Annotated in this window: 22 protein-coding genes; 11 read left to right on the top strand and 11 right to left on the bottom strand. The window is 66.0% G+C overall.

The genetic code is table 11. From position 1 onward, the window contains the following. Positions 1–37 precede the first annotated feature (37 nt). Positions 38–1,027: a hypothetical protein gene (locus tag AC06E7_RS05490; protein WP_478063389.1), complete on the top strand. Its 990-nt coding sequence runs from the start codon at positions 38–40 to the stop codon at positions 1,025–1,027. Between the two features lie 199 nt (positions 1,028–1,226). Here AC06E7_RS05490 and AC06E7_RS05485 read toward each other — a convergent pair whose 3' ends face one another. Next, positions 1,227–1,553: an ATP-binding protein gene (locus tag AC06E7_RS05485; RefSeq protein WP_478063626.1), complete on the bottom strand. Its 327-nt coding sequence runs from the start codon at positions 1,551–1,553 to the stop codon at positions 1,227–1,229. Between the two features lie 255 nt (positions 1,554–1,808). On the opposite strand from AC06E7_RS05485, the gene AC06E7_RS05480 reads away from it, so the two are divergent. The 3 genes from AC06E7_RS05480 to AC06E7_RS05470 all read left to right on the top strand — a co-directional run bounded on the left by AC06E7_RS05480 (position 1,809) and on the right by AC06E7_RS05470 (position 4,967). Further along, positions 1,809–2,531, top strand: a complete 723-nt coding sequence (locus AC06E7_RS05480; RefSeq protein WP_478063387.1) for a hypothetical protein — start codon at positions 1,809–1,811, stop codon at positions 2,529–2,531. A gap of 37 nt (positions 2,532–2,568) precedes the next feature. Beyond that, on the top strand, positions 2,569–2,835 hold the full coding sequence (locus AC06E7_RS05475; protein WP_478063385.1) for a hypothetical protein: 267 nt from the start codon (positions 2,569–2,571) through the stop codon (positions 2,833–2,835). Between the two features lie 266 nt (positions 2,836–3,101). Next, complete coding sequence (locus AC06E7_RS05470; protein ID WP_478063383.1) at positions 3,102–4,967, top strand: asparagine synthetase B family protein; 1,866 nt, start codon at positions 3,102–3,104, stop codon at positions 4,965–4,967. A gap of 150 nt (positions 4,968–5,117) precedes the next feature. Here AC06E7_RS05470 and AC06E7_RS05465 read toward each other — a convergent pair whose 3' ends face one another. Both AC06E7_RS05465 and ubiK read right to left on the bottom strand, forming a co-directional pair. Then, positions 5,118–6,620 (bottom strand): YifB family Mg chelatase-like AAA ATPase, encoded by a 1,503-nt coding sequence (locus AC06E7_RS05465; protein ID WP_093532730.1) that lies wholly within the window; start codon positions 6,618–6,620, stop codon positions 5,118–5,120. A gap of 11 nt (positions 6,621–6,631) precedes the next feature. Continuing rightward, a complete protein-coding gene (ubiK, locus tag AC06E7_RS05460) occupies positions 6,632–6,901 on the bottom strand; it encodes a ubiquinone biosynthesis accessory factor UbiK (protein WP_068854332.1) in 270 nt (89 codons plus the stop codon). A gap of 171 nt (positions 6,902–7,072) precedes the next feature. On the opposite strand from ubiK, the gene AC06E7_RS05455 reads away from it, so the two are divergent. Then, positions 7,073–7,411 carry a P-II family nitrogen regulator gene (locus tag AC06E7_RS05455; protein ID WP_068854331.1) on the top strand — a complete coding sequence of 113 codons (339 nt, stop codon included), beginning with the start codon at positions 7,073–7,075 and terminating at the stop codon, positions 7,409–7,411. Here AC06E7_RS05455 and AC06E7_RS05450 read toward each other — a convergent pair. After that, a complete protein-coding gene (locus AC06E7_RS05450) occupies positions 7,408–8,055 on the bottom strand; it encodes an RIO1 family regulatory kinase/ATPase domain-containing protein (RefSeq protein ID WP_184125935.1) in 648 nt (215 codons plus the stop codon). The genes AC06E7_RS05455 and AC06E7_RS05450 overlap by 4 nt on opposite strands. A 456-nt stretch (positions 8,056–8,511) precedes the next feature. On the opposite strand from AC06E7_RS05450, the gene AC06E7_RS05445 reads away from it, so the two are divergent. Next, a complete protein-coding gene (locus AC06E7_RS05445) occupies positions 8,512–9,417 on the top strand; it encodes an aspartyl/asparaginyl beta-hydroxylase domain-containing protein (RefSeq protein ID WP_176472607.1) in 906 nt (301 codons plus the stop codon). 86 nt (positions 9,418–9,503) lie between these two features. On the opposite strand, the gene speE is transcribed toward AC06E7_RS05445, so the two are convergent. Then, positions 9,504–10,358 carry a polyamine aminopropyltransferase gene (gene speE, locus AC06E7_RS05440; protein WP_478063379.1) on the bottom strand — a complete coding sequence of 285 codons (855 nt, stop codon included), beginning with the start codon at positions 10,356–10,358 and terminating at the stop codon, positions 9,504–9,506. 149 nt (positions 10,359–10,507) lie between these two features. Here speE and speA point away from each other — a divergent pair, with 149 nt between their 5' ends. Together speA and AC06E7_RS05430 are read left to right on the top strand one after the other, a co-directional pair. Then, the gene (gene speA / locus AC06E7_RS05435) at positions 10,508–12,397 is read left to right on the top strand and encodes an arginine decarboxylase (RefSeq protein ID WP_478063377.1); all 1,890 of its coding nucleotides are present in this window, start codon (positions 10,508–10,510) and stop codon (positions 12,395–12,397) included. 40 nt (positions 12,398–12,437) lie between these two features. Further along, complete coding sequence (locus AC06E7_RS05430; RefSeq protein ID WP_093532734.1) at positions 12,438–12,761, top strand: DUF6122 family protein; 324 nt, start codon at positions 12,438–12,440, stop codon at positions 12,759–12,761. Positions 12,762–13,082: 321 nt separating this feature from the next. Here AC06E7_RS05430 and AC06E7_RS05425 read toward each other — a convergent pair whose 3' ends face one another. From AC06E7_RS05425 to AC06E7_RS05415, 3 genes are read right to left on the bottom strand one after another with little or no spacing between them, the layout of a single operon-like run. Then, a complete protein-coding gene (locus AC06E7_RS05425) occupies positions 13,083–14,408 on the bottom strand; it encodes an ATP-binding protein (RefSeq protein WP_478063375.1) in 1,326 nt (441 codons plus the stop codon). Continuing rightward, entirely contained in the window at positions 14,405–15,067 is a 663-nt protein-coding gene (locus AC06E7_RS05420) for a response regulator transcription factor (RefSeq protein WP_068854324.1), read from the bottom strand. The genes AC06E7_RS05425 and AC06E7_RS05420 overlap by 4 nt, the downstream gene beginning before the upstream one ends. Further along, positions 15,067–15,366, bottom strand: a complete 300-nt coding sequence (locus AC06E7_RS05415; protein WP_478063373.1) for a PepSY domain-containing protein — start codon at positions 15,364–15,366, stop codon at positions 15,067–15,069. The genes AC06E7_RS05420 and AC06E7_RS05415 overlap by 1 nt, the downstream gene beginning before the upstream one ends. A 144-nt stretch (positions 15,367–15,510) precedes the next feature. Between AC06E7_RS05415 and AC06E7_RS05410 the strand changes: the two genes are divergently transcribed. Next, positions 15,511–15,945 (top strand): PepSY domain-containing protein, encoded by a 435-nt coding sequence (locus AC06E7_RS05410; protein WP_478063371.1) that lies wholly within the window; start codon positions 15,511–15,513, stop codon positions 15,943–15,945. Positions 15,946–15,976: 31 nt separating this feature from the next. Here AC06E7_RS05410 and AC06E7_RS05405 read toward each other — a convergent pair whose 3' ends face one another. From AC06E7_RS05405 to AC06E7_RS05395, 3 genes are all read right to left on the bottom strand, one after another. After that, entirely contained in the window at positions 15,977–16,480 is a 504-nt protein-coding gene (locus AC06E7_RS05405; protein ID WP_478063370.1) for a hypothetical protein, read from the bottom strand. A gap of 121 nt (positions 16,481–16,601) precedes the next feature. Further along, positions 16,602–17,813, bottom strand: coding sequence for an NAD(P)/FAD-dependent oxidoreductase (locus AC06E7_RS05400; RefSeq protein WP_210131238.1), 1,212 nt, complete (start codon positions 17,811–17,813; stop codon positions 16,602–16,604). 6 nt (positions 17,814–17,819) lie between these two features. Continuing rightward, positions 17,820–18,314, bottom strand: a complete 495-nt coding sequence (locus AC06E7_RS05395; protein WP_184125929.1) for a lipocalin family protein — start codon at positions 18,312–18,314, stop codon at positions 17,820–17,822. Between the two features lie 157 nt (positions 18,315–18,471). Between AC06E7_RS05395 and AC06E7_RS05390 the strand changes: the two genes are divergently transcribed. Then, positions 18,472–18,720 (top strand): hypothetical protein, encoded by a 249-nt coding sequence (locus AC06E7_RS05390; protein ID WP_068854856.1) that lies wholly within the window; start codon positions 18,472–18,474, stop codon positions 18,718–18,720. A gap of 141 nt (positions 18,721–18,861) precedes the next feature. Continuing rightward, positions 18,862–21,234: a DUF3772 domain-containing protein gene (locus tag AC06E7_RS05385; RefSeq protein ID WP_320458064.1), complete on the top strand. Its 2,373-nt coding sequence runs from the start codon at positions 18,862–18,864 to the stop codon at positions 21,232–21,234. Positions 21,235–21,248: the final 14 nt, after the last annotated feature.

Below are 21,248 nucleotides of genomic sequence, written 5' to 3'. Positions count from 1 at the left end.
GGGAGGGGTTCTTCACGGTCGCGTAGCAACCCCTTTTATGATTGTGCTGCGACCATATAGTGATTTCACGAACGAGGACATTGGAGACGTTCGAGCCGTTCTGGAGGTCCATGGTGATATGGCAGATCATTTGAACTCCGGTCGGATCTTGCTGAAAGATAAGGGAGAGGTTGGAGATCAGATTTATGCTGTCTTGAACAAGTGGGCTTCGGAGGTTCCTTCTGTATTTACCCTGAAAACATGGGAGCAGGAGAGCGTCCGAGCACTAAATGAGCTTTTCATGGATCTGCATGATCGCAGCCCTCACTGGCCTGTGATGTTGTGGGAAAGCTATAGTAAAGATGGCCCTGCGCCAGCTGATGACCTGGGGAGATTGATCACTCGTTTGGTTGCGTCACGCATGGGTCAGTTATCGCTGGATCTGAGTCATTTCGTTCCCGAAATTGATGAGAAGCACGAACAGAACCCTGAAAAGTACGAAGAGACGCTACAGCTCGTATTAAGTGGCGAGCGCTTTCTTGACGATAAGCGGCTGCACGCAAGCAGCAGCGCCCCAGGAGACGTATTCCGGCAACCTAGGGCAACTAAGACGATCTGGGTCAACATTCGACCTGAGCGTGACGCCATTAAACGAGATGGCGTCATGAAGTATCCGGATTTGTATCTGTTGAAGGGTGAACTCGTTGATCAATCAAACATTGATATCGGCGAAAAGTATGGTGAAGTCCGAGATCGAGACGACCAATTCACCATCTACGCGATGTTGAATGGCAAGTCTTATAGATTCGGGTTTAAAGATCTTGAAATCAGGCCCCGAGAGGAGTGGATCTCCCACAGGAAGGGACGGTTGCTTCCCCCGTTTTCCACAAGGTTGCAGCAAAAGTACGCGGCTTACCTGCAGCGGAGCGGAGTCTCAGCAGTGCCTCGCGTGCTGAGGAAGCAAATTGCTCCTGCAGATCGGGTGCCGATTGACACTGGGCAAGTGCCGCAGGCAACGACGCAAGCCCCTGCGGCTACTGCTGGATAGGGATGCACCAATTGTTCTTTCACTGACCAATGATCTGTCTGTCGGATTCTTAGGGATCACTGGAAAGAAGTAGCGTTCTCCAAGGACGAACTCTGGGAACTTCCATTTCTGTAGTCAAAATCCCCAACAAGGCCGGCGAGCATAGGAATTCAACAAGAAGGAATTCATCAAGTCGCTGGTGGGTTGTCGCTACCTGAAGTTATCCGATGCCGTTCTCTGAGGTCAGCCGCGTTAAGCGGGGATAGTGGCAGCCGCCTCCGACCAGCGACGTAGCGCAGGCGTTGTGATGCGGCGATCTGTAAGGTCGCCGCTGCGAACGCGCGACGTCGATGCCTTGGCCGCTGCAGGCCTGCATGATGGCCGTCTGCAGCGCGTCGGCATCGGTGGCGTCGAGAAACCCGGGCAGCCGCCAGGCCAACAGGTTCTTGCCGCGGCCCGGCTTGCCGATCTGCAGCAGTTGGTGACCAACGGCCGTGGCCACTTCCAATGCGCGCCGCGCGTGCGTCTGCCCGCGCGCATTGCTCAGGGCCGCTATCGGCGAACCTGCCGCGTCGACGGGGAGGACAAGCCGAGGCTCACGCTCCCCAACCCCACGCAGACCTCGAACAAGGTACGCGCCAAGCGCGGGTTGGCGTGCCCGGCCTGCCCCGCCTCGGCCGCATTCTCCGGCGGCACGATCAGCATGCTCGAGCGTCAGGTGCTCAAACTGCAGCCGTATTGCCTAGATGCAGTTGTCGCGAGTAGATTGTGTGTCCTTATCAATTCGGGGTGAATGGACGCGATGAAAGTAGGCAAGGAAATGATGGCCGTATTGGCATCCGATGGTCTGGGGGACCTCGGCAAGGACGCGATCGAGTTGATGATCGATGCGACGATGGAAGACGGATTGCTCCAGGACGCTCCAATTGTGGGCACTCTTTTCAACCTAGCTAAGCTTGGTGCGGGGATTCGTGACCGGTTGCTTGCACGCAAGCTGTTTCGGTTTCTGCGTGAGGTTTCCGACCTGACGGCCAGCGAGCGAGCTCGAGTGGTTGATGAGTTGGCCGGGACGGACGCGAAGAGGGAGAAAGTGGGCGAAGTGATCATCGACGTGATCGACCGATCCGGCACGGAAGACAAAGCCGCGCTCATCGGGCTGCTGTTTGTCGCAGCAGGCCGTAAAATTATTCCATCCGATTCCGTAATTCGGCTATCAGCGATCATCTCGCAAGCCTCTCTATCCGACCTTGTGGCTCTCGCGGACAGTGGCGTTTCAGCCATCGCGAACGACCGTCGCTTTGCGCTTCAGGCCAACGGGCTGTTGACGTGGAAGATCACTAATCCGCCTAACGTCAGCGCGACCGTCAGCGTGAAGGCCCTCGCTGACGCGGTCTATGAGACCCCGTTCGAGCTGGAATGGGCGCTCTCGAAGGACGCGGACACAATTGTGGCTGTCTGCTTCAATGACGAGGAGCCGGCGGAGTCTCGGCGCGGGCGGTTCTTTGACGACGTGGTCGTCTACTAGGCCGATGGATGGCGGATATACCCGCTCCGGAAGCACGATGGTTGGGCGAGCACCCAAACGACGCAACGCCCGGACCTGGAATGCCACCGGCGAGGAACGCAACATCGGCCCGTGGACGACCTGGAACGCCACGCTCAACTACCGCATCAACAAGCTGGCCAGCGTGCTGCTGACCGCCAACAACCTCACCAACGAGCGGCCGCCGGTGGACAGCACCAACGGCAACTGGCCGTACTACGACCAGGGCGTCTACAACGCCTTCGGCCGTTCGATGTTCGTCGAGCTGTCGCTGGACTTCCAGTAAGCAGGACCGGACCCAACCCTGCCGCAAAGGCATCGCGACGGCACACGCCCCGCGCGCCACTGGCGGTAGGGTTGGTTCCCAAACAACCGCCGACAACGGCGCAACCCCCGGTAACGCATGACCAGCAACGGAGCAGAACCCCCCACCACCTGAACGCCAACACCATTCCAAAGGCTGCTTTGAAAGTACTTGCATGGCTCGGGCGGGACGCGCCCTACACCCTGATCTGATGCGGCAGTAGCAGCGTTGATCGGGTGGAGCAGTACGTGTCGGCAATTGCAGGAAGTTGGACAGCCCACAGGGAGGTGTGCGGCAACGCGTTGAGTACCACGGCACGGCGCCTGGCCCATTCCCTGGCGCACCGTGGCCGGCATTCGGAGGTGGTGGAGCGACCCGGCGCTGGCCTTGCACTGGCCGCCGTATCGGCGCTCGATGAAGCACGCTGCCTGGCCTCCAGCCCGGATGGCCGATACCTCGTGGCCACCGGCGGATCCGGCGTGGCAGCAGGTCCCACCTCTGCGTCGCGGTCCATTGCCAACCTGCTTGCGTCGGTGGGCGTCGTTGAAGCCCTGCGCCGCATGCAGCAGCCGGTGAGCGTAGCCATCTGGGACGAGCGCGCGCGAACGCTGACCCTGGCCCGGGATCGCATGGGCCAATCCGATCTTTACTTCATGCGCAGCCGCTTCGGGCTGGCCTTCTCCTCCGAGCTGAAGACGCTCCGGCAGGAAAGCGACGGGTGCCTGGAGGTTGCTCCGCGCGCGGTCGCCCAGCTGTTCCGCCATGGGTACATCCCGGCACCGCTGACGGCTTATCGTGGCATCTACAAACTGCCCGCCGGCGCCTTGCGGGTGTTCCACCTGCCCGACGTGCCCGAACACGATGCAGCCTGCGATGCGGCAGGCTCATTCGAACCTTACTGGGCCCTCCGTCAGGAAGCAGAAGCGCAGATCGCCTCGCGCGGGCGGCCAACGCTGAGCGGTTCGGTGGACAGGGTGGTCGCCAGCCTGGAACGTGCCGTCTGCGCGTCACGCGCCGGCGCTACGGCAACCTTGCTGTCCGGCGGCGTCGATTCGAGCCTGATTGCAGCGTTGCTGCAGCGGCGCAGCGCAGACGCCGTGGAGACGATTTCCGTCGGCTTCGATGTGTCGGGCCATGACGAATCGGAGTGGGCCGCCGACGTGGCCAGGTTGCTCGGCACCCGACACACACGCCTGCTCATGCACGACGCGAATGCGATCCGCCTGGTCGAGATGATGCCCCGCGTCTTCTGCGAGCCCTATGCCGACTCGTCCGCCATTCCAACACTGCTTGCGGCGGAGGCGGCCGGCGCATCGTGCAGCACGATCCTCACTGGCGATGGCGGCGATGAGCTCTTCTTTGGCCACGGGTCGTACGTGAAGGCGCTGCGGAACCATGGGCTGGTCCGGCATCTGCCCCGGCCACTACGCAGCGCGTGCAGGGCCTATGCCTCGCGTGCGCCGGAACGAGCACGGCTGGGCGGCATTGCGGCGCTGGTCGCGGAAGCCACGTCGGGATCGCTTGCCGAAACCTATCTGGCGCGTGTCTCGCGCTGGCGTGATCCGTCGCGTGCGCTGAAGGCGGCGACTGAACCGCCGCATCCGTTCCTGGACACTACCCTGCATCCCGCCAGCGGCCACCCGGGTGAGCTGCTGCTCTATCTGGATCAGACCAACGAGCTGAGCGAGGGGCTGATGACCAAGTCGGACCGCGCGTTCGGCGCATTCGGTGTACAGGCGAGAAGCCCCTTCCTCGACCATGAGGTGCTGTGCGCGGCATGGGGCACTCCGTTCGAGCACAAGCTGCACCGTGGCGAGACCAAGGCTGTGCTGAAGCGCGCGCTTGAGCGCTTCCTTCCCGAGCACCACACCCGGCGCCCGAAGAAGGGCTTTGGTGCCCCGGTGGCACAGTGGCTCAACGGGCCACTGCGGGACTGGGCCGAGGAACTGCTGGACCCGGTTGCCATGCGCAACCGCGGCATCCTCGATGAGCGGGTTGTGTCGGCACTATGGAAATCGTTCCTCGGCGGCAACCGGAAGTACCACACCCACCTCTGGCCGGTCCTGATGTTCCAGGCATGGGACCGGGAGTGGAACGGGAAAGACGGGCTGTGACCGCGCAGGCACGCACCGCGAAGGCCGTGAAGCGGCCATGGCGGCCAAGGTGGTGCGTGGCCGCACTGTACCGTCGGCTCCGCAGGCGCTTCCGAAAGGTGCCGGGCCTCAACGAAGGGTTCGTCATCAAGGATTGAGGTCGATGGTGAATCAGCCCGCTCCGCCCCGGTCGACCTGCCGGTATCCGATGGCCTCGGCCAGATGGGCGGTGGTGATCTTGTCGCAACTGGCCAGGTCCGCCACCGTGCGGGCCACGCGCAGGATGCGGTGCATCGAGCGGGCCGAGAGCTGCAACTGTTCCACGGCGGCTTCCAGCAGGTGCTGGTCGTTGTCGTCCAGGCGGCAGTGCGCATCCAGCTCGGAAGGCAGGAGTTGTGCGTTGGCCTTGCCGCTGCGCTCGAGCTGGACGTTGCGCGCCATGACCACGCGGCTGCGTACCGTGGCGCTGTCTTCGCCGCACGGTGCATCGCTGCGCAGCTCACCCGGCTCCAGCCGTGGCACCACCACATGCAGGTCGATGCGGTCCAGCAGCGGACCGGAAATGCGCCCGCGATAGCGCTGGATGGCATCGCCGCTGCAGCGGCAGCGACCGCTGCGGTCGCCGGCCCAGCCGCACGGGCAGGGGTTCATCGCCGCCACCAGCTGGAAGCGTGAGGGGAAGGCGTGGGTGCGTGCGGCGCGTGCCACCATGACCGTTCCCGATTCCAGCGGTTCCCGTAGTACTTCGAGGGTGTGCCGGCTCCACTCGGGAAGCTCATCCAGAAACAGCACGCCGTTGTGCGCCAGCGAGATCTCACCGGGCCGGGGATACGAGCCGCCGCCGACCAGCGACACGGCGCTGGCGGTGTGGTGGGGCGCGCGGTACGGGCGGTGACGCCAGCGGGCGGTGTCGATGCCAGCCCCACTGCACGAGGCGATGGTGGCCGTTTCCAGCGCTTCGGCTTCGCTGGCATCGGGCAGGATGCCCGGCAAGCGCGAGGCCAGCAGGGTCTTTCCGCAGCCTGGTGTGCCGAGCAACAACAGGTGGTGCCCCCCAGCAGCGGCCACTTCCAGTGCGCGGCGCGCCTGCTGCTGGCCACGCACGTCGCGCAGGTCGGGCACCGCCAGCGGCACCACCGGCGCCGGCACGGCCCGTGGCAGCGAGCGGCTTTCCAGCGAGGCGCACACCTCCAACAAGGTCCGGGCTACGCGGACATCCGCATGCTGGGCGAGCGCCGCCTCGGCGCCGTTGGCGCTGGCGACAATCAGCGTCCGGCCCAGCTCCGCTGCCGCGATGGCCGCGGGCAATGCACCGTCCACGCCACGCAGCTCGCCGGTCAGGGCGAGCTCGCCCAGGAATTCATAGTTGGCCAGCAGCTGTCGGTCGATCTGGTCGCTGGCCGCAAGAATGCCCAGCGCGATGGCGAGGTCGAAGCGGCCGCCTTCCTTGGGCAGGTCGGCCGGGGCCAGGTTGATCAGGATGCGCCGCTGCGGGTATTCGAACTGGGCACAGACCAGCGCGGCGCGCACCCGGTCGCGCGACTCGCGCACCGCCGCTTCGGGCAGGCCGACGATCTGGGTATGCGGCAAACCGCCGGAGAGGAGGACTTCGATCCGGACCGCGGGCGCGTGGACGCCGGCGCGGGCACGGCTGTGCACCAGCGCCAGGCTCATCGGGTTTCCTTTTACGGGGCCGGGCGCTCGGCCGGCGGTTGGGCAGCGGCTTCCAGCGCGGCCACGGTCTTCTCCAGCGCTTCCAGCTTCTCGCGGGTGCGCAGCAGCACGGCGCGCTGTACGTCGAATTCTTCGCGGGTCACCAGGTCCAGCTTGCCCAAGCCGGCCTGGAGCGCGCTCTTGAAGGTGGCCTGCAGTTCTTCGCGCGACTGGCGCAGCCCCGGTGGGACCATGTCGCTCAGGCGGCGCGCCAGATCATCGAGTTGGTTGAGGTCAATCATGGGGTCTCCGCGTGTGGGGAAATTCTCGGCGTGGCAGGCCGCAACCACCATCAGGCGGGCCAGGCTTCACGGGTAAGGATAATCCGCACCGCAGGGAGCGGTGCGAAGCGGGTGCATCGCGTTCACCGGGGGACAGGCGTTATCCTCTGCCGCGAAGACAGGAGCCAACAGATGAAGATGGTCATGGCGGTGCTCAAGCCGTTCAAACTGGATGACGTGCGCGAAGCGCTGGCCGAACGGGGTGTCACCGGGATCACGGTGACCGAGGTCAAGGGTTTCGGGCGGCAGAAGGGGCACACCGAGCTGTACCGGGGCGCCGAGTACGTGGTGGATTTCCTGCCGAAGGTGAAGATCGAGGTGGCAGTCACCGACGGCCAGGTCGACGAGGTGGTGGAAGCCATCGTCAAGGCCGCCGGCACCGGCAAGATCGGCGACGGCAAGGTGTTCGTCTACGACCTGGGCAGCGTGGTGCGGATCCGCACCGGCGAACTGGACGCCGACGCGCTTTAACCCTTGAACCACCGGTAGAAACGCTTCCAGGCCACCCGCACGCTGGCCACCCAGCGCGGGTCGGCCACCTGGGCCGCTTCGGCGGCGCTGGGGCGGGTGCCGGTCAGGCGCTGGCGCATCTTCAGCAGGTTCTTGCGGTCGCTGCGACGCAGCTGCCGCGATACCGGGTGCACCGGCAGCCAGCGCGGGCTGCGCCAGGCCGAGGTGAAATCCACCAGCACCGGCACGTTGCCGTTCACCATCACGTTGGTGCCGTGCAGGTCGTTATGGGTGATGCCGGCCGCGTGCAGGCGCTCGAGCGCGAACTGCAGCTGCTCGAACACTTCGATGCCCACCGACTGGGCCGCGCTCAGGGTCTGCCCGGGAATGAACTCCATGCCCAGTGCGAGGCCACCGATGGTGCCGAGCAGGGCCGGGGCGTGTTTCCAGCCGGCCAGGCGCTGCAGGATGCGCGCTTCGCGACGGACCAGCAGGCGCGCAATGGGCGACAGCGGGGTGCCGCGGTATCGGGTGTAGTCCTTGACCACGGCCGGCTGCCCGTTGAGGCAGGTGCGGTAGACATCGGGTTCAAGCAGGCGTTCGCCGCGCTTGAGCAGCTCGGCGGGGGCGGTGTCGTCGACACACGAAGCAACGATTGTATTCATGACGTTCTGGGGCGACCCGGCGGTCGGCGCAAAGCGTCAGGCGTACCGGTGCTGCTGAATGGCGGTGGGTGATGATTTCGTTAATTTTAGTACTCGCGAGTACACCAAACCACCCTTTGTCGGAAAAATGTCATAACCGGGGGTGGAACAGTTTGTCGCGTTCACGCGGCGCGCAGCGGCTGGTTCCATGGATAAACATTCAGAATCAATGACTTGCATCTGGTTGGTCGCTGCCTGAGCCGATGCCTCGTTCCCACGGCCGTCCTGAGGCGCTTCGACAGGTGGGCATGAACGTCCCGTCCGACCGGCTTGACCGGGACAGGAAGGGTGCGGACCATAGCGGTGTTGAACACGGCCTGCGCGGCAGCACCGCACCTGACGGCACGTCTCCGTCGCGCCCGGCTCTCCCCCTCTTTTGGCCCGTATGGGCGTCCGGCAGCGGCCGGTGGATGCTTGATGATCAAGATTATTGTGGTGGCCCTGTTCGTGGCATGCGTGCTGTACGTGCACTACCGCGGCAAGGTACGCGCGCGCTGGTCGCGCCAGCTGCTCGACCATTCCAGCTTCATGGCCCCGATCAACGTGGTCATGTACTTTTTCTCGAAGGTGCCGACCACGCCGTTCCTGGATCCGGGCCAGTCGTTCCCGCAGCTGCAGCCGCTGCGCGACAACTGGCAGATGATCCGCGACGAGGCGCTGGCGCTGCGCGATGCGGAAAAGATCGCCGCGTCGAGCAGTTACAACGATGCGGGGTTCAATTCGTTCTTCCGCCGCGGCTGGAAGCGCTTCTACCTGAAGTGGTACGGCCCGTCGCACCCGTCGGCGAAGCAGCTGTGCCCGAAGACCACGGCGCTGCTGGAGTCGATCCCGGACGTGCGCGCGGCGATGTTCGCCCAGTTGCCGCCGGGCAGCGAGCTGCGCCCGCACCGCGACCCGTTCGCCGGTTCGCTGCGCCTGCACCTGGGCCTGGCCACGCCGAACGATGACCGCTGCTACATCGAGGTGGACGGCATCCGCAAAAGCTGGCGCGATGGCGAGTGGATGATGTTCGACGAAACCTACATCCACCATGCGCACAACGAGACCGATGCGGACCGGGTGATCCTGTTCTGCGACATCGCCCGTCCGCTGCGCTTCGGCCTGCCGGGCCTGTTCAACCGCGCGGTGGCGTCGACGCTGCTGGCCGGCGGCGCCTCGCCGAACTTCCCCGGCGACCCGACCGGCGGAGTCAACAAGGCCTTCGGTGGCCTGTACAAGGTGCGGCTGAAGGCCAAGGCGCTGCGCGCCAAGAGCGCGTTCGCCTACCACGCGATCAAGTGGGGGTTGGTGCTGCTGGTGATCGCGGGAATCTGGGCCCTTTGAGGCCTGTATCGACCAACGGTCGATACCTACCGGGATGAAAAACCCGCGCTGGTGACAGCGCGGGTTTTTCTTTTCCTGTGGTCTGATCAGCCCTTCAGTGCAGCCTGCACGAACGGCGGGGTGACCAGCACGCCGGTGTGCTGCGCGGCGGTGTAGTACAGGGTGTCGAAGCTCTTCGAGGCCGAATCGGACTGGCGGAAGTCGAAGCTGCTCTGGCCCTTGCGCGCCAGGGTCACGCTCCACCAGCCGGTGGGGTAGCACGGCTGCGGGAACGGCAGGGTCTTGAACGACTGGAAGCCGGCCTTGCCCATCTCGGTGCGCATTTCGTTGATCAGGTCCAGCTGCATCAGCGGCGATTCGGACTGCTGCACCAGGATGCCGTCTTCCTTCAGCGCCTTGAAGCAGCTCTCGTAGAAGGCCTTGTTGAACAGGCCCTCACCCGGGCCGACCGGATCGGTCGAATCGACGATCACCACGTCCACGCTGCCGGCCGGGCAGTTGGCCATGTAGGCCACGCCGTCGTCGAACATCAGTTCGGCGCGCGGGTCGTCGTTGGAATCGCACAGTTCCGGGAAGTGCTTCTCGGCCATGCGGGTGACCTGCTCGTCGATGTCGCACTGGGTCACGCTCTCCACGCCCGGATGCTTGAGCACCTCGCGAAGGGTGCCGCAGTCGCCGCCGCCGATGATCACCACGCGCTTGGGGGCGGCGTGGGTGAACAGCACCGGGTGGCTGATCATCTCGTGATAGAAGAAGTTGTCCTTGCTGGTCAACATGATGGCGCCATCGATGGTCATCAGGTTGCCCCAGTCGGTGGTGGCGAAGATCTCGATCTTCTGGAACGGCGACTGCACTTCATCCAGCTTGCCCTTCAGGCGGTAGCCGATGGCCGAGCCGGTGCGCTCGAAATGCTCGATGTACCAGTTGTTGTTGTCAGTCATGGGATAACGGTCCTGTTCGGAGGGGGATGGAGCCGGGCAGGCCCGTTCAGGTTTCAACCTGGGCACGGGCGCGGGCGCGCATGATAACGGAGCTGTCGCCATATAGGCGTTATCATGCACCCCCTTTTTTACCAACCAGGCCGACTGCAATGACCGATTGGTCCCTCGACCAAGCCCGCAAGACCTACTCGATTCCGCATTGGGCGGATGGCTACTTCGACGTGGATCAGGCAGGACACATGGTGGTGAGACCGACTGGCCAGGACGGCCCGGTGGTGTCCCTGCCCAAGGTGGTGGACGCCGCGCGCGCGGCCGGGGCGAAGCTGCCGCTGCTGGTGCGCTTCCCGGACATCCTGGGCCAGCGCCTGGGCAAGCTGCAGGCGGCCTTCGGGCAGGCCCAGGCCGACTGGGACTACGCCGGCGGCTATACGGCGGTGTACCCGATCAAGGTCAACCAGCACCGTGGCGTGGCCGGCACCCTGGCCAGCCACCACGGTGAAGGCTTTGGCCTGGAAGCAGGCAGCAAGCCGGAGCTGATGGCGGTGCTGGCGCTGTCGCGTCCGGGCGGGCTGATCGTCTGCAACGGCTACAAGGACCGCGAGTACATCCGCCTGGCCCTGATCGGCCGCAAGCTGGGCCTGCAGACCTTCATCGTCATCGAAAAGCCCTCCGAGCTGAAGCTGGTTCTGGAGGAAGCCAGGGCCCTGGACGTGAAGCCGGGCCTGGGCGTGCGCATGCGCCTGGCCTCGCTGGGCGCGGGCAAGTGGCAGAACAGCGGCGGCGACAAGGCCAAGTTCGGCCTGTCCCCGCGCCAGCTGCTGGACCTGTGGAAGTCGCTGCGCGACACCGAGTACGCCGACTGCCTGAGCCTGCTGCACTTCCACATGGGCTCGCAGATCTCCAACGTGCGCGACATCGCCAACGGCATGCGCGAAGCCACCCGCTACTTCGTGGAGCTGTCGCGCCTGGGCGCGAAGATCACCCACGTGGACGTGGGCGGCGGGCTGGGCGTGGATTACGAAGGCACCCGTTCGCGCAGCTTCTGCTCGATCAACTACGGGCTGGATTCGTATGCCGGCAACATCGTGCAGCCGCTGGCCAATGCCTGCGAAGAGCACGGCCTGACCCCGCCGCGGATCGTCACCGAGTGCGGCCGCGCGATGACCGCGCACCACGCGGTGCTGATCGCCAACGTGTCCGAAGTCGAAGAAGCGCAGGAAGGCCGCGTGCCCGACCAGCACGACGACGAGCCGGCCGCGATCCGCCACCTGCGCGAAATCCATGACGACCTGGACCAGCGCCCGGCGGTGGAACTGTTCCAGGAAGCGCAGCACTTCCATGCCGAAGGCCTGTCCAGCTATGCGCTGGGCCAGATCGACCTGCCGCAGCGGGCGCGCATCGATGACCTGTTCTACGCCATCGCCCATGCCGTGCGTGCACGCCTGAGCTATGACGAGAAGAGCCACCGCCCGGCACTGGATGAGTTGAACGAGCGGCTGGTGGACAAGTACTTCGTCAACTTCAGCGTGTTCGAGTCGATTCCCGATGCGTGGGCGATCGACCAGGTGTTCCCGATCGTACCGATCGAGCGCCTGGACGAGCAGCCGCAGCGCCGCGGCATCATCGCCGACATGACCTGCGATTCGGACGGCATGGTCAAGACCTATGTCGAGAACGAGAGCCTGGATACCTCGCTGCCGCTGCATGCGGTACGGCCGGGCGAAAGCTACCGTATCGGCTTCTTCATGGTCGGTGCCTACCAGGAAATCCTGGGCGACATCCACAACCTGTTCGGCGATACCGACGCGGTGGAAGTGCGGGCCGACGCCGATGGGTACGCGATCACCCAGCAGCGGCGCGGCGACACCACCGATGTGATGCTGGACTACGTGGGCTACAGCCTGGCCGACCTCCGCGCCAGCTATGCCGAGCGGGTGGCGGCGGCAAGATTGTCGCCGGAACGCGCGCAGGAGCTGTCCGAGGCGCTGGAAGCGGGCCTGACCGGCTACACCTACCTGTCCGACGAGCCGCTGCTCTGATCGGCGCGCGCCGCGTGAAGGCGCATGGCGCGGCTGTTCGATGAGCAGCCGCGCTCTTTTCCATCTGTTCCTGCACGCGGCCGTGCCGGCCCTGCTGGCGTGGATGTTCTGGCGCAAGCGGTTCCTGTCGGCCTGGGCGCTGCTGCTGCTGGGCTGGATCATCGACTTGGACCATCTGCTGGCAGATCCGATCTATGCGCCGAACCGCTGCAGCATCGGTTTTCATCCGTTGCATACCGCCCCGGCCATCGCGGTGTATGCGGGACTGTGTGTACCGAAGAAGACGCGGCTGTTTGGAATCGGGTTGATCATCCACATCGTGCTGGATGCCATCGACTGCTGGTGGATGCACTCAGCCCGGTAGCGCTCAGCCCGGTAACGCTCAGCCCGGTAGTGCCGACTGTTAGTCGGCCGCCGCGCGAAGCGCGGGATCCCGGCGTTGGTTGTCTGTCGCCAAAGGCAGCCGACTAACAGTCGGCGCTACCCGTCGGGCCGCCAACCCGCTTGCGACGTCAACATCACCCGTCGGGCCGCCAACCCGCTGGCAACGTCAACATCGACCGTCGGGCCGTCAACCCGGTGGCAACATCAACATCACCCGTCGGGCCGCCAACCCGCTGGCAACGTCAACATCGACCGTCGGGCCGTCAACCCGGTGGCAACATCAACATCACCCGTCGGGTCGTCAACCCGCTGGCAACGTCAACATCGCCTGCAACCCCGGCGCGCCATTGCGCAGCACCAGGCTGCCGCCGTAACTCTCGGCAATGTCCGCCACGATCGCCAGGCCCAGGCCGCTGCCGGGCGCGCGCTGGTCCAGTCGTACGCCACGGCCGAGCACGCGCTCCAGATCGGCGTCCGGCAGGCCACTGCCATCGTCGCTGACCTCGATGCGCAGGCGGTTTCCAGCGTGGGCCACCGTAACCTCCACCCGCTTCGCGGCCCACTTGCCTGCGTTGTCGAGCAGGTTGCCCAGCATCTCTTCCAGATCCTCGCGTGCACCGGCGAACACGCCGACCGCTTCCGCGTCGCAGGCGAACACCACTTCGCGCTCGGCATGCACACGCTGCATCAGCGAACACAGTGCCGAGATGACCGGTGCCACCAGGGTGCGCTGCTGGTGATCGGCGGCGACACCCACGGCAAGATAGCGGTCGATGCTGGCCTGCATGCGTGCGGTTTCGCCGCGCAGGGTGCGCCGCCAGTCGCGACCATCGCCGGCCGCCTCGGTGGTCAGCACCGTGAGGGGGGTCTTCAGCGCATGCGCCAGGTCCTCGGCGCTGCGCCGCGCCCGCAGCACCATGCGGCCGTGGTGGTCCAGCAGCGCGTTGAGCTCGCCGGCCAACGGTGCCACCTCCTTCACCAGACCCTGCTGCGGAAACCGCACGTTCTCGCCATTACGCACCTGCTCGGCGATGCGCCCCAGTTCCGCGAGAGGACGCAGCCCGTAATGCACCTGGGTGACCAGCACCGCGAACCACAGCGCGATCAGCACGATCAACGCCAGCGCGGTGCGTTGGCGGAACGCCGTCACCTGCGCGTCGAGCTGGCTGCGGTCGGTGGCCACCACCACCTGCAACGGGGTGCCTGCGCGGGGCAGGGTGACCTGTTGGGCCAGCGCACGCAGCGGCTGCTGCAGCGGGCCGGTGATGTCGAACGCCTGGGCCGGCCCGGTGCGCAGCGTGGCCGGCACCGCGAGCGTCTCATCCCACAGCGAGCGCGATTGCCCAAGCGGGTGGCCCTGCGCGTCCTGCAACTGCCAGTACGCGCCGGAGAACACCCGCCGATAGTGTTCGTCGCCCAGCTCGCCGCGCACCTGCACGCCACCGTGCGCATCGGTTTCCACCAGCGCAAGCACCGCGATCAGGTCGTTGCCCAGCTGCTGGTCCATCGCGGTACGCGCTGAACGCTCGTACATGGCACCCAGCCACCACGTGGCCAATGCCGAAACCAGCACCATGCCCAGGCCACCGGCCAGCAGCAGGCGGCTGCGCAGCGAGCGGGTGTTCATGGCTGCGCCGACAGCCGGAAGCCCTGGCCGCGATGGGTGTGGATGAGGGTACTGCCGAGTTTGCGGCGGATGCGCCCGATCAACACATCCAGCGTGTTGGAATCCGGGTCGAACCCCGCCTCGTACACGTGCTCACCCAGGCGCGAGCGGCTGATCACCACGTCCGGGTGGTGCATGAAGTAGCTCAGGATGCGATGTTCCTGCGGGCTCAACGGCAGCAGCACGCCGTCCAGTTCGAAGCGGCCGGCGTTGACGTCCAGGCGCAGCGGTCCGCATTGCAGGCGCGGGCTGGCGTGGCCGGCGCTGCGGCGGATCAACGCGCGCAGCCGCAGCAGCAGTTCTTCGGGCTGGAACGGTTTGGTCAGGAAGTCATCGGCACCGGCATCGAAGCCGGCCAGCTTGTCGTGCCAGCGCGTGCGCGCGGTCAACACCAGCACCGGGAAATCACGGCCGGCTTCGCGCCAGCGCTCGATCACGCTCAGGCCGTCCAGGCCGGGCAGGCCAAGGTCGACGATCGCCGCGGCGATGTCCTCCACCTGGCCCTGGTACTCCGCATCTATGCCCTCGCTGCTGTGGACCACCACGTAGCCGGCATCCTCGAGCAGCAGCTGCAGCTGGCTGGCGAGCAGGGCATCGTCCTCGGCAAGCAGGAGTCGCATCAGTCCTCTTCCATCTTGAGCAGGCGGCCGCTGGTCGCATCATAGTCCAGCTCCATCACCACGCCATTGGCACCGAGGATCTCGATCTCGTACCTGCCGTCATCCAGCTCCACCTCCAGCAGCTGGCCGGGATAGCGGCGCAGGGCGTCCTGGACCACGGACTTCAGGGGCACGTAGCGACCCTGCTCGACCGCCTGGCGCACGGCCTGCTGCTGGCGCGCGCCGCCATCGAGGACCCGCATGGGGTCCTGCGTGGTGGCGGTCAACAGCAGGGGAAGCAGCAACGACAGGGCGGTCATGGCGAGCCGGTCAGGAAAAAGGCTGCCTACGGTATACGCGGGGCGCTTAAACGTTTCCTGACAGGCGGGCTCATGCTTCGCTTAAGCGCGCTTGCCAGACTGGCGGCGCCGGGATGGTCCGGTGCCTCTTTCAGGAACTCCCCCATGAACAAGCTGATCCTTGCCGCCGCCCTGGCGACCGCCTTCACCACCGCCCCGGCCTTCGCTGCCGATCTGTCCGCTGCCGACGTGCAGGCCAAGCTGCGCACGGCCGGTTACACCCAGGTGCACGAACTGGAGCGCGACGACGGCGTGTGGGAAGCCGATGTCACCCGTGCCGACGGCAGTGTCGACGATGTGATCATCGACCCGGCCACGGGCGAGATCTTCGACCCGCGCGATGGCCGTGCCATGCTCGATGCCGGGAAGATCCTCACCTTGGCCGGCAAGGCCGGGCTGACCCACATCGAATCGGTGGAGCGTGACGGCGCCACCTGGACGCTGGAAGCACGCAACGCCCGCAACCAGCGCGTGGACGTGCGCATGAGCGGTCACGATGGCCGGGTGCTGAGCAGCCGCCGCGACGGCTGGTTCGACTGAGCCTCGCCTGCAGGACGCAAAATGCAGCCGGTTACCAGCCCACCGGACCGGGACCGGCGGCGTCCCAGTAGCCGCGGCCGTACCCGTAACCGCCCCCATACGGTCCATAGAAGCCAGGGCCCTTGCCCTCGCTGATCTGGATGTTGAGGTTCATGTTGCGGGTCTTGCCGTCGTCGTTGGTGTAATTCTTGTTGAGGTTCAACTCGGCCGCGTTGTAGTGCGTGTTGCCAAAGCCCTTGGCGTAGCCGATGCCGGTGGTGATGCTGCCGTTGACCCGCAGCTTGTCGTCGGCGATCTCGGCGATGCCGTTGCTTGCGCCATCGCGCGGGAGTGCGCGGCGGCCGCTCTTGTCGCCATAGAAGGTGCCGGGCGGGTCACCGCGCAGGGTGGGATCGTTGAGGTACTGGATTGGCTTCTGCGGCACCGACAGGTCCAGATCGGTCGCCGACTGCGGGCCGGTGGCACCGGCAGCGGACTGCGCCAGCGCGACACCGGGGGCCAACAGACACAGCAGCAGGGAAAGCGGGCGGATCATGGGAAGCTCCGGGGCAGGCAAGGCGGCCGACAGCGCTGACGCTAGCAGCCGTTGCTTGAATGATGCCTGTCGTGGCCCTGCATGCAAGGGGAACCATCGTGGGAACGGTAGGTCGCCGCATTCAACCCAGCCGTTCAAACCCGAACAGGCCCGCCAGCGGGTGCTTTCGGCGCTCGATCCGGGCCCGCAGCAGGCCCGCGCCGATCATCGAGTAGGTGATGCCGTTGCCGCCGTAGGCCATCGCGAACAGCACCCGGGGCCCCCATTGCGGGTGCGGGCCGAAGAACGGAAGTCCGTCTTCGGTTTCGGCAAAGGTGCCGCCCCAGGAGAACGCCGGCTGCAGCGGCAGGTGCGGGAACAGCCTGGCCACCTGCTTGAGCAGGGTGCCGGTCTTGCCGGCCACCCGGCTGTCGCGCCGCGCCGGGATATCCACTGCGTCGTCCTCACCGCCGACCAGCAGCCGGTGGTCGCCGGTGCTGCGCATGTACAGGTAGGGCCGCGCGGACTCCCACACCATGGTGTCCACCAGTGGGCCGAGTGCCGCCGCATCGATCGGGTCGGTGATGAAGGCGTAGCTGCTGCGGTTGCGGGCCACCTTCTGCTTCAGCCAGCGCTGGCCGGCATAGCCGGTGGCCAGCACCACGTGGCGCGCACGGATGCGCAGGCCCTCGGGTGTGGTGGCGGTCACCCCGCGCGCGGTGGGCTGCAGCGTGTGCAATACGGTGCGGTCGTGCACCGCGCAGCCGGCCTTGGCCAGCCGCATGAGCAGCCGGTAGGTGAGCTGATACGGGTCCACGCGCGCCGCCAGCGCGCTGAGGATCGCTCCCGGCGCGGCGATGCCATATTCGGCACGGACGGCGTCGGCATCCAGCCAGCGCACGTCGAAACCATGTTTGTGCCGCAGCGCGTACTCGTCCTGCAGGGGCGAACGGTGGCGGCGCTTGCTGGCGTAGTACAGGCTCTGCATGGGCTGGCAATCCACGCCGCGGAAACCGGCGGCCACCTCGCGCAGCGCCGGGATCGCCTCGGCGCAGGCGCGGTAGGCCAGCACCGCATCGCGCTCTCCGTACTGCCTGGCCAGGTCGACCAGGTGCGTATCGATTTCGTACTGCAGCAGTGCGGTACTGGCGGAGGTACTGCCCCAGCCGATGTCGCGCTGCTCGACCAGCACCACGTCATGGCCGTGCGCGCACAGCTCGTTGGCGATCAGCGCGCCGCTGATGCCGCCGCCCACCACCAGCACGTCGCAGCTCCGGTCCTCGCGCAGCGGTGGGAAGGCGTGCATCAGCCCGTTGCTGACCGCCCAGAAGGGATACCCGCTTTTGAGGTCCATTGGGGATCAGGCAGTCGGGTGGCCGGTCTGCGGGGTGTGGATCAGCGGGGTCAGGTCGAAGCCCTGCTGGCGCGCCTGCGCCAGGTAGTGCTCCTGGGTGGTGGCATCCAGGTGCGGCTCGCGCGCCAGCAGCCACAGGTACTTGCGGTCCGGGCTGCCGACCAGCGCCACGCTGTAGTCCGGGGCGACCTGGATGATCCAGTAGTCGCCCTTGGTGAACGGAAGCCAGCGCAGCCCCTTGGGCAGGAAGGTGACCTGCAGCCGGGCAGGATCCTTGTCTACCGGGCAGGCCTCGCCGTGGGCTTCTTCGATCTCACCGTCCACGCGGCATTTGTTGACCACGGCGACGTGGCCATCGTCGATGAGGGTGTAGTTCGCCGTTACATCGGTACAGTCGACCGGCTCGTGGCTCATGGGCAGGCGGGCGATTTCGTACCAGGTGCCCAGGTAGCGCGGCAGCTTGAGGTCGGCAACGGTCTTCAGGTCGGGGTGGCTGGTCATGTGGGCATCGTCGAAGAGGTGGTGGCCAACATGCCCGGGCCGCCGCCATGGCGGAGTGAAGCCGCAACGCGCGCTGGAACGTTACGTTGTGGCGGCGTCATGCCGGGCGCGCCGACGCGGCGCTATGCTGGCCCGGACCCGTTCAATGGAGGTGCGGATGTACCAGGTGATCCTGCTGAAGAGCGACAGCGGCTTCGCCCGCGCGCAGTGGGAAACGGTGGACGATGTGGTGGACCACGAGGGCGTGACGTACTCGCTGCGGGCCGGGCCGCGCCAACCGCTGCCGACCGATCATGCGTGGGACGAGATCGCGGTGTATGCGCCGGAGGAGATCAGCGAGGAGGAATTCCAGGACTGGTACGCGGCCCTGCAGCCGCAGGTCGAGGAGCTGCGCCTGAAGTACTGAGTTGCATACCCGGTGTGAACGAGGCCCGGTTTATAGTCCCCGGCATGTCCGCGTGAACCCTGGGTGCTGGTTTTGTCCTTCCGTCATCGTTTCCCCCTGCTGCGGCCGCTGGCCGGTCTGTTGTTGTTCACCTGGCTGTTCATGGCCCCCGGGGCCTGGGCGCAGGCGCCTGACGATCCGGCAGCCGAGGCCAAGACCCAGCTCAACCAGGCCGACAAAGAGCTCAAGGCGATCCGTACCGCATTGCCGGACGCGGAGACCCGCGAGACGCTCACGCCGTTGTTCGAACGGGCCATGGCCGTGCAGCGCGATGCCGACGATGCGCAGGCCGCCCTGCAGCCGGAGTTGGACCAGCTCGATACCCGCCTGACCCAGTTGGGCACGGTGCCGGAAGGCACCGTGGAAGCGCGCGAAGTGGCCCAGCAGCGCAGGTCGCTGACCCAGCAGCGTGCCGATATCGCCGCTGCCGTTGCGCGGGCCAAGCTGCTCGCGGTGGATGCCAAGCAGCTGGGCGCGGATATCGAGAAAATGCGCGTCACCCAGCTCAGCGAGGACTTGGCCCGCAAGGTCAACTCACCGCTGTCGCCCTCGCTGTGGCGCAAATTCGCCCGTGACGTGCCGGCCGACCTGCAGGAGCTGGGGCAGATTTACCGGCAGGCCGAAACCACGGCCCGCAAGGCGATCGCGCAGCATGGCTGGACCGCGCCGCTGACCGGCCTGGCAGTGGCGCTGCTGCTGTTCTTCCCGCTGCGCCTGTGGCTGCGTGCGGCCGGGCGCCGCTATGCGCAGTCCGAGCGGGCCCCGGACGGTCGCCTGCGCCGCTCCGGCCTGGCGGTGTGGCTGCTGGTGGTGGGCACGATGCTGCCCGGCCTGGCCTGCGTGGTGTTCTTCGGCGCGCTGGATGCCATCGGAGCGATTCCACCGCGGCTGGAAAAAGTGGTGTTCAGCATCCAGGTGGCCACCTATATCGCGGCCTTCATCACCGCGCTGAGTGCGGCGCTGCTGGTGCCCAAGCGCCCGTCGTGGCGCCTGCTCAACCTGGATGACGCCGCCGCGTGGCGCCTGCGCAAGTATGCGTGGGGCGCCGCCGCGCTGACCTGGATCAGCATCGTGCTGATGGCGCTCAACCGCGCCGCGCGCACCAGTGCAATCACCACGGTGGCGGTGGACGGGCTGATCGCCATCACCTACATGGCGCTCATCATCGCCATCCTGGTCTCGCTGGCGCGCCTGCACCGGCGCCAGACCGACGAGGCGGAGGCAAAACTCGAAGCACAGGCGCAATCGGACGGCAAGGCCAAGGGGCCGCCGCGTCGCAGCGGCTGGATCGTGGTCGCACGGCTGGCCGGGCACATCGTGGTGGCCGCTGCGGTGATCGCCACGCTGCTGGGCTACCTCAACCTGGCGCTGTTCGTGGCCCAGCAGCTGGTCTGGGGCGCGGTCGTGCTGCTGGCGGCGTCGCTGCTGATGAAATTCGCCGACGATCTGGCCACGTGGCTGCTGTGCCCGACCAGCAGCGTCGGCCGCACCGTGCTGCTGACCACCGGGCTGAGCGAATCGCGGGTGGTGCAGGCCGGTGTGCTGCTCTCGGCCGGGCTGCGCATCTGCGTGATCCTGCTTGCGGTGATGGCACTGACGGCGCCGCTGGGCAATCTCAGCGCGTTGTATGGCGGCCTGGACGCAGTGTCCAAGGGCATCAACCTGGGCGACAACCTGGTGCTCAAGCCCAGCAGCGTGCTGTACGCAGTGCTGGCCTTCCTGCTGGTGTGGGCGGTGATGCAGGCGTTCCAGCGCTGGCTCACCGACACCTACCTGCCCAAGACCGAGCTGGATGCGGGCGCGCGCAATTCGATCAGCACCGTGACCCGCTACCTGGGCATCATCGCAGCGGTGCTGTGGAGCCTGACCGCACTCGGCATCGGCTTCGAAAAACTGGCGCTGGTCGTGAGCGCCCTGTCGGTGGGCATTGGTTTCGGCCTGCAGGCGATCACCCAGAACTTCGTCTCCGGGCTGATCCTGCTGGCCGAGCGACCGGTGAAGATTGGTGACTGGGTGAAGCTCGGTGACCAGGAAGGCGACATCAAGCGCATCAACGTGCGTTCCACCGAGATCCAGGTGGGCGACAAATCCACGCTGATCGTGCCCAACTCCGAACTGATCACCAAGACCATCCGCAACATGACGATGGGCAATGCGCAGGGGCGCATCCAGATCCAGTTCACCGTGCCGCTCAGTACCGATGTGGCGATGGTGCGGCAGACCCTGCTGGATGCATACACCGACCATGTGGGCGTACTGGCCGACCCGGCGCCGTCTGTGTTCATCGATTCCATCGCCAACGGCCAGGTGGCGATCAACAGCTTCGCCTATACCTCCGGCCCGCGCGCGGTGTATGGCGTACGCAGCGACCTGTACTTCACGATGCTGCAGAAGTTTGCCGCCGCCGGTATCGCGCTGTCGTCGCCGACCGACATCCACCTGGTGCGCGATCCGGCCCCGCCCCAGGCGCCGTGATGCCACGCCGCGGC

This window comes from Stenotrophomonas sp. Steno-Z4 (assembly GCF_056393145.1).
The sequence above is the reverse complement of the archived record's forward strand: the minus strand, read 5'-3'. Positions and strand labels throughout refer to the sequence as shown.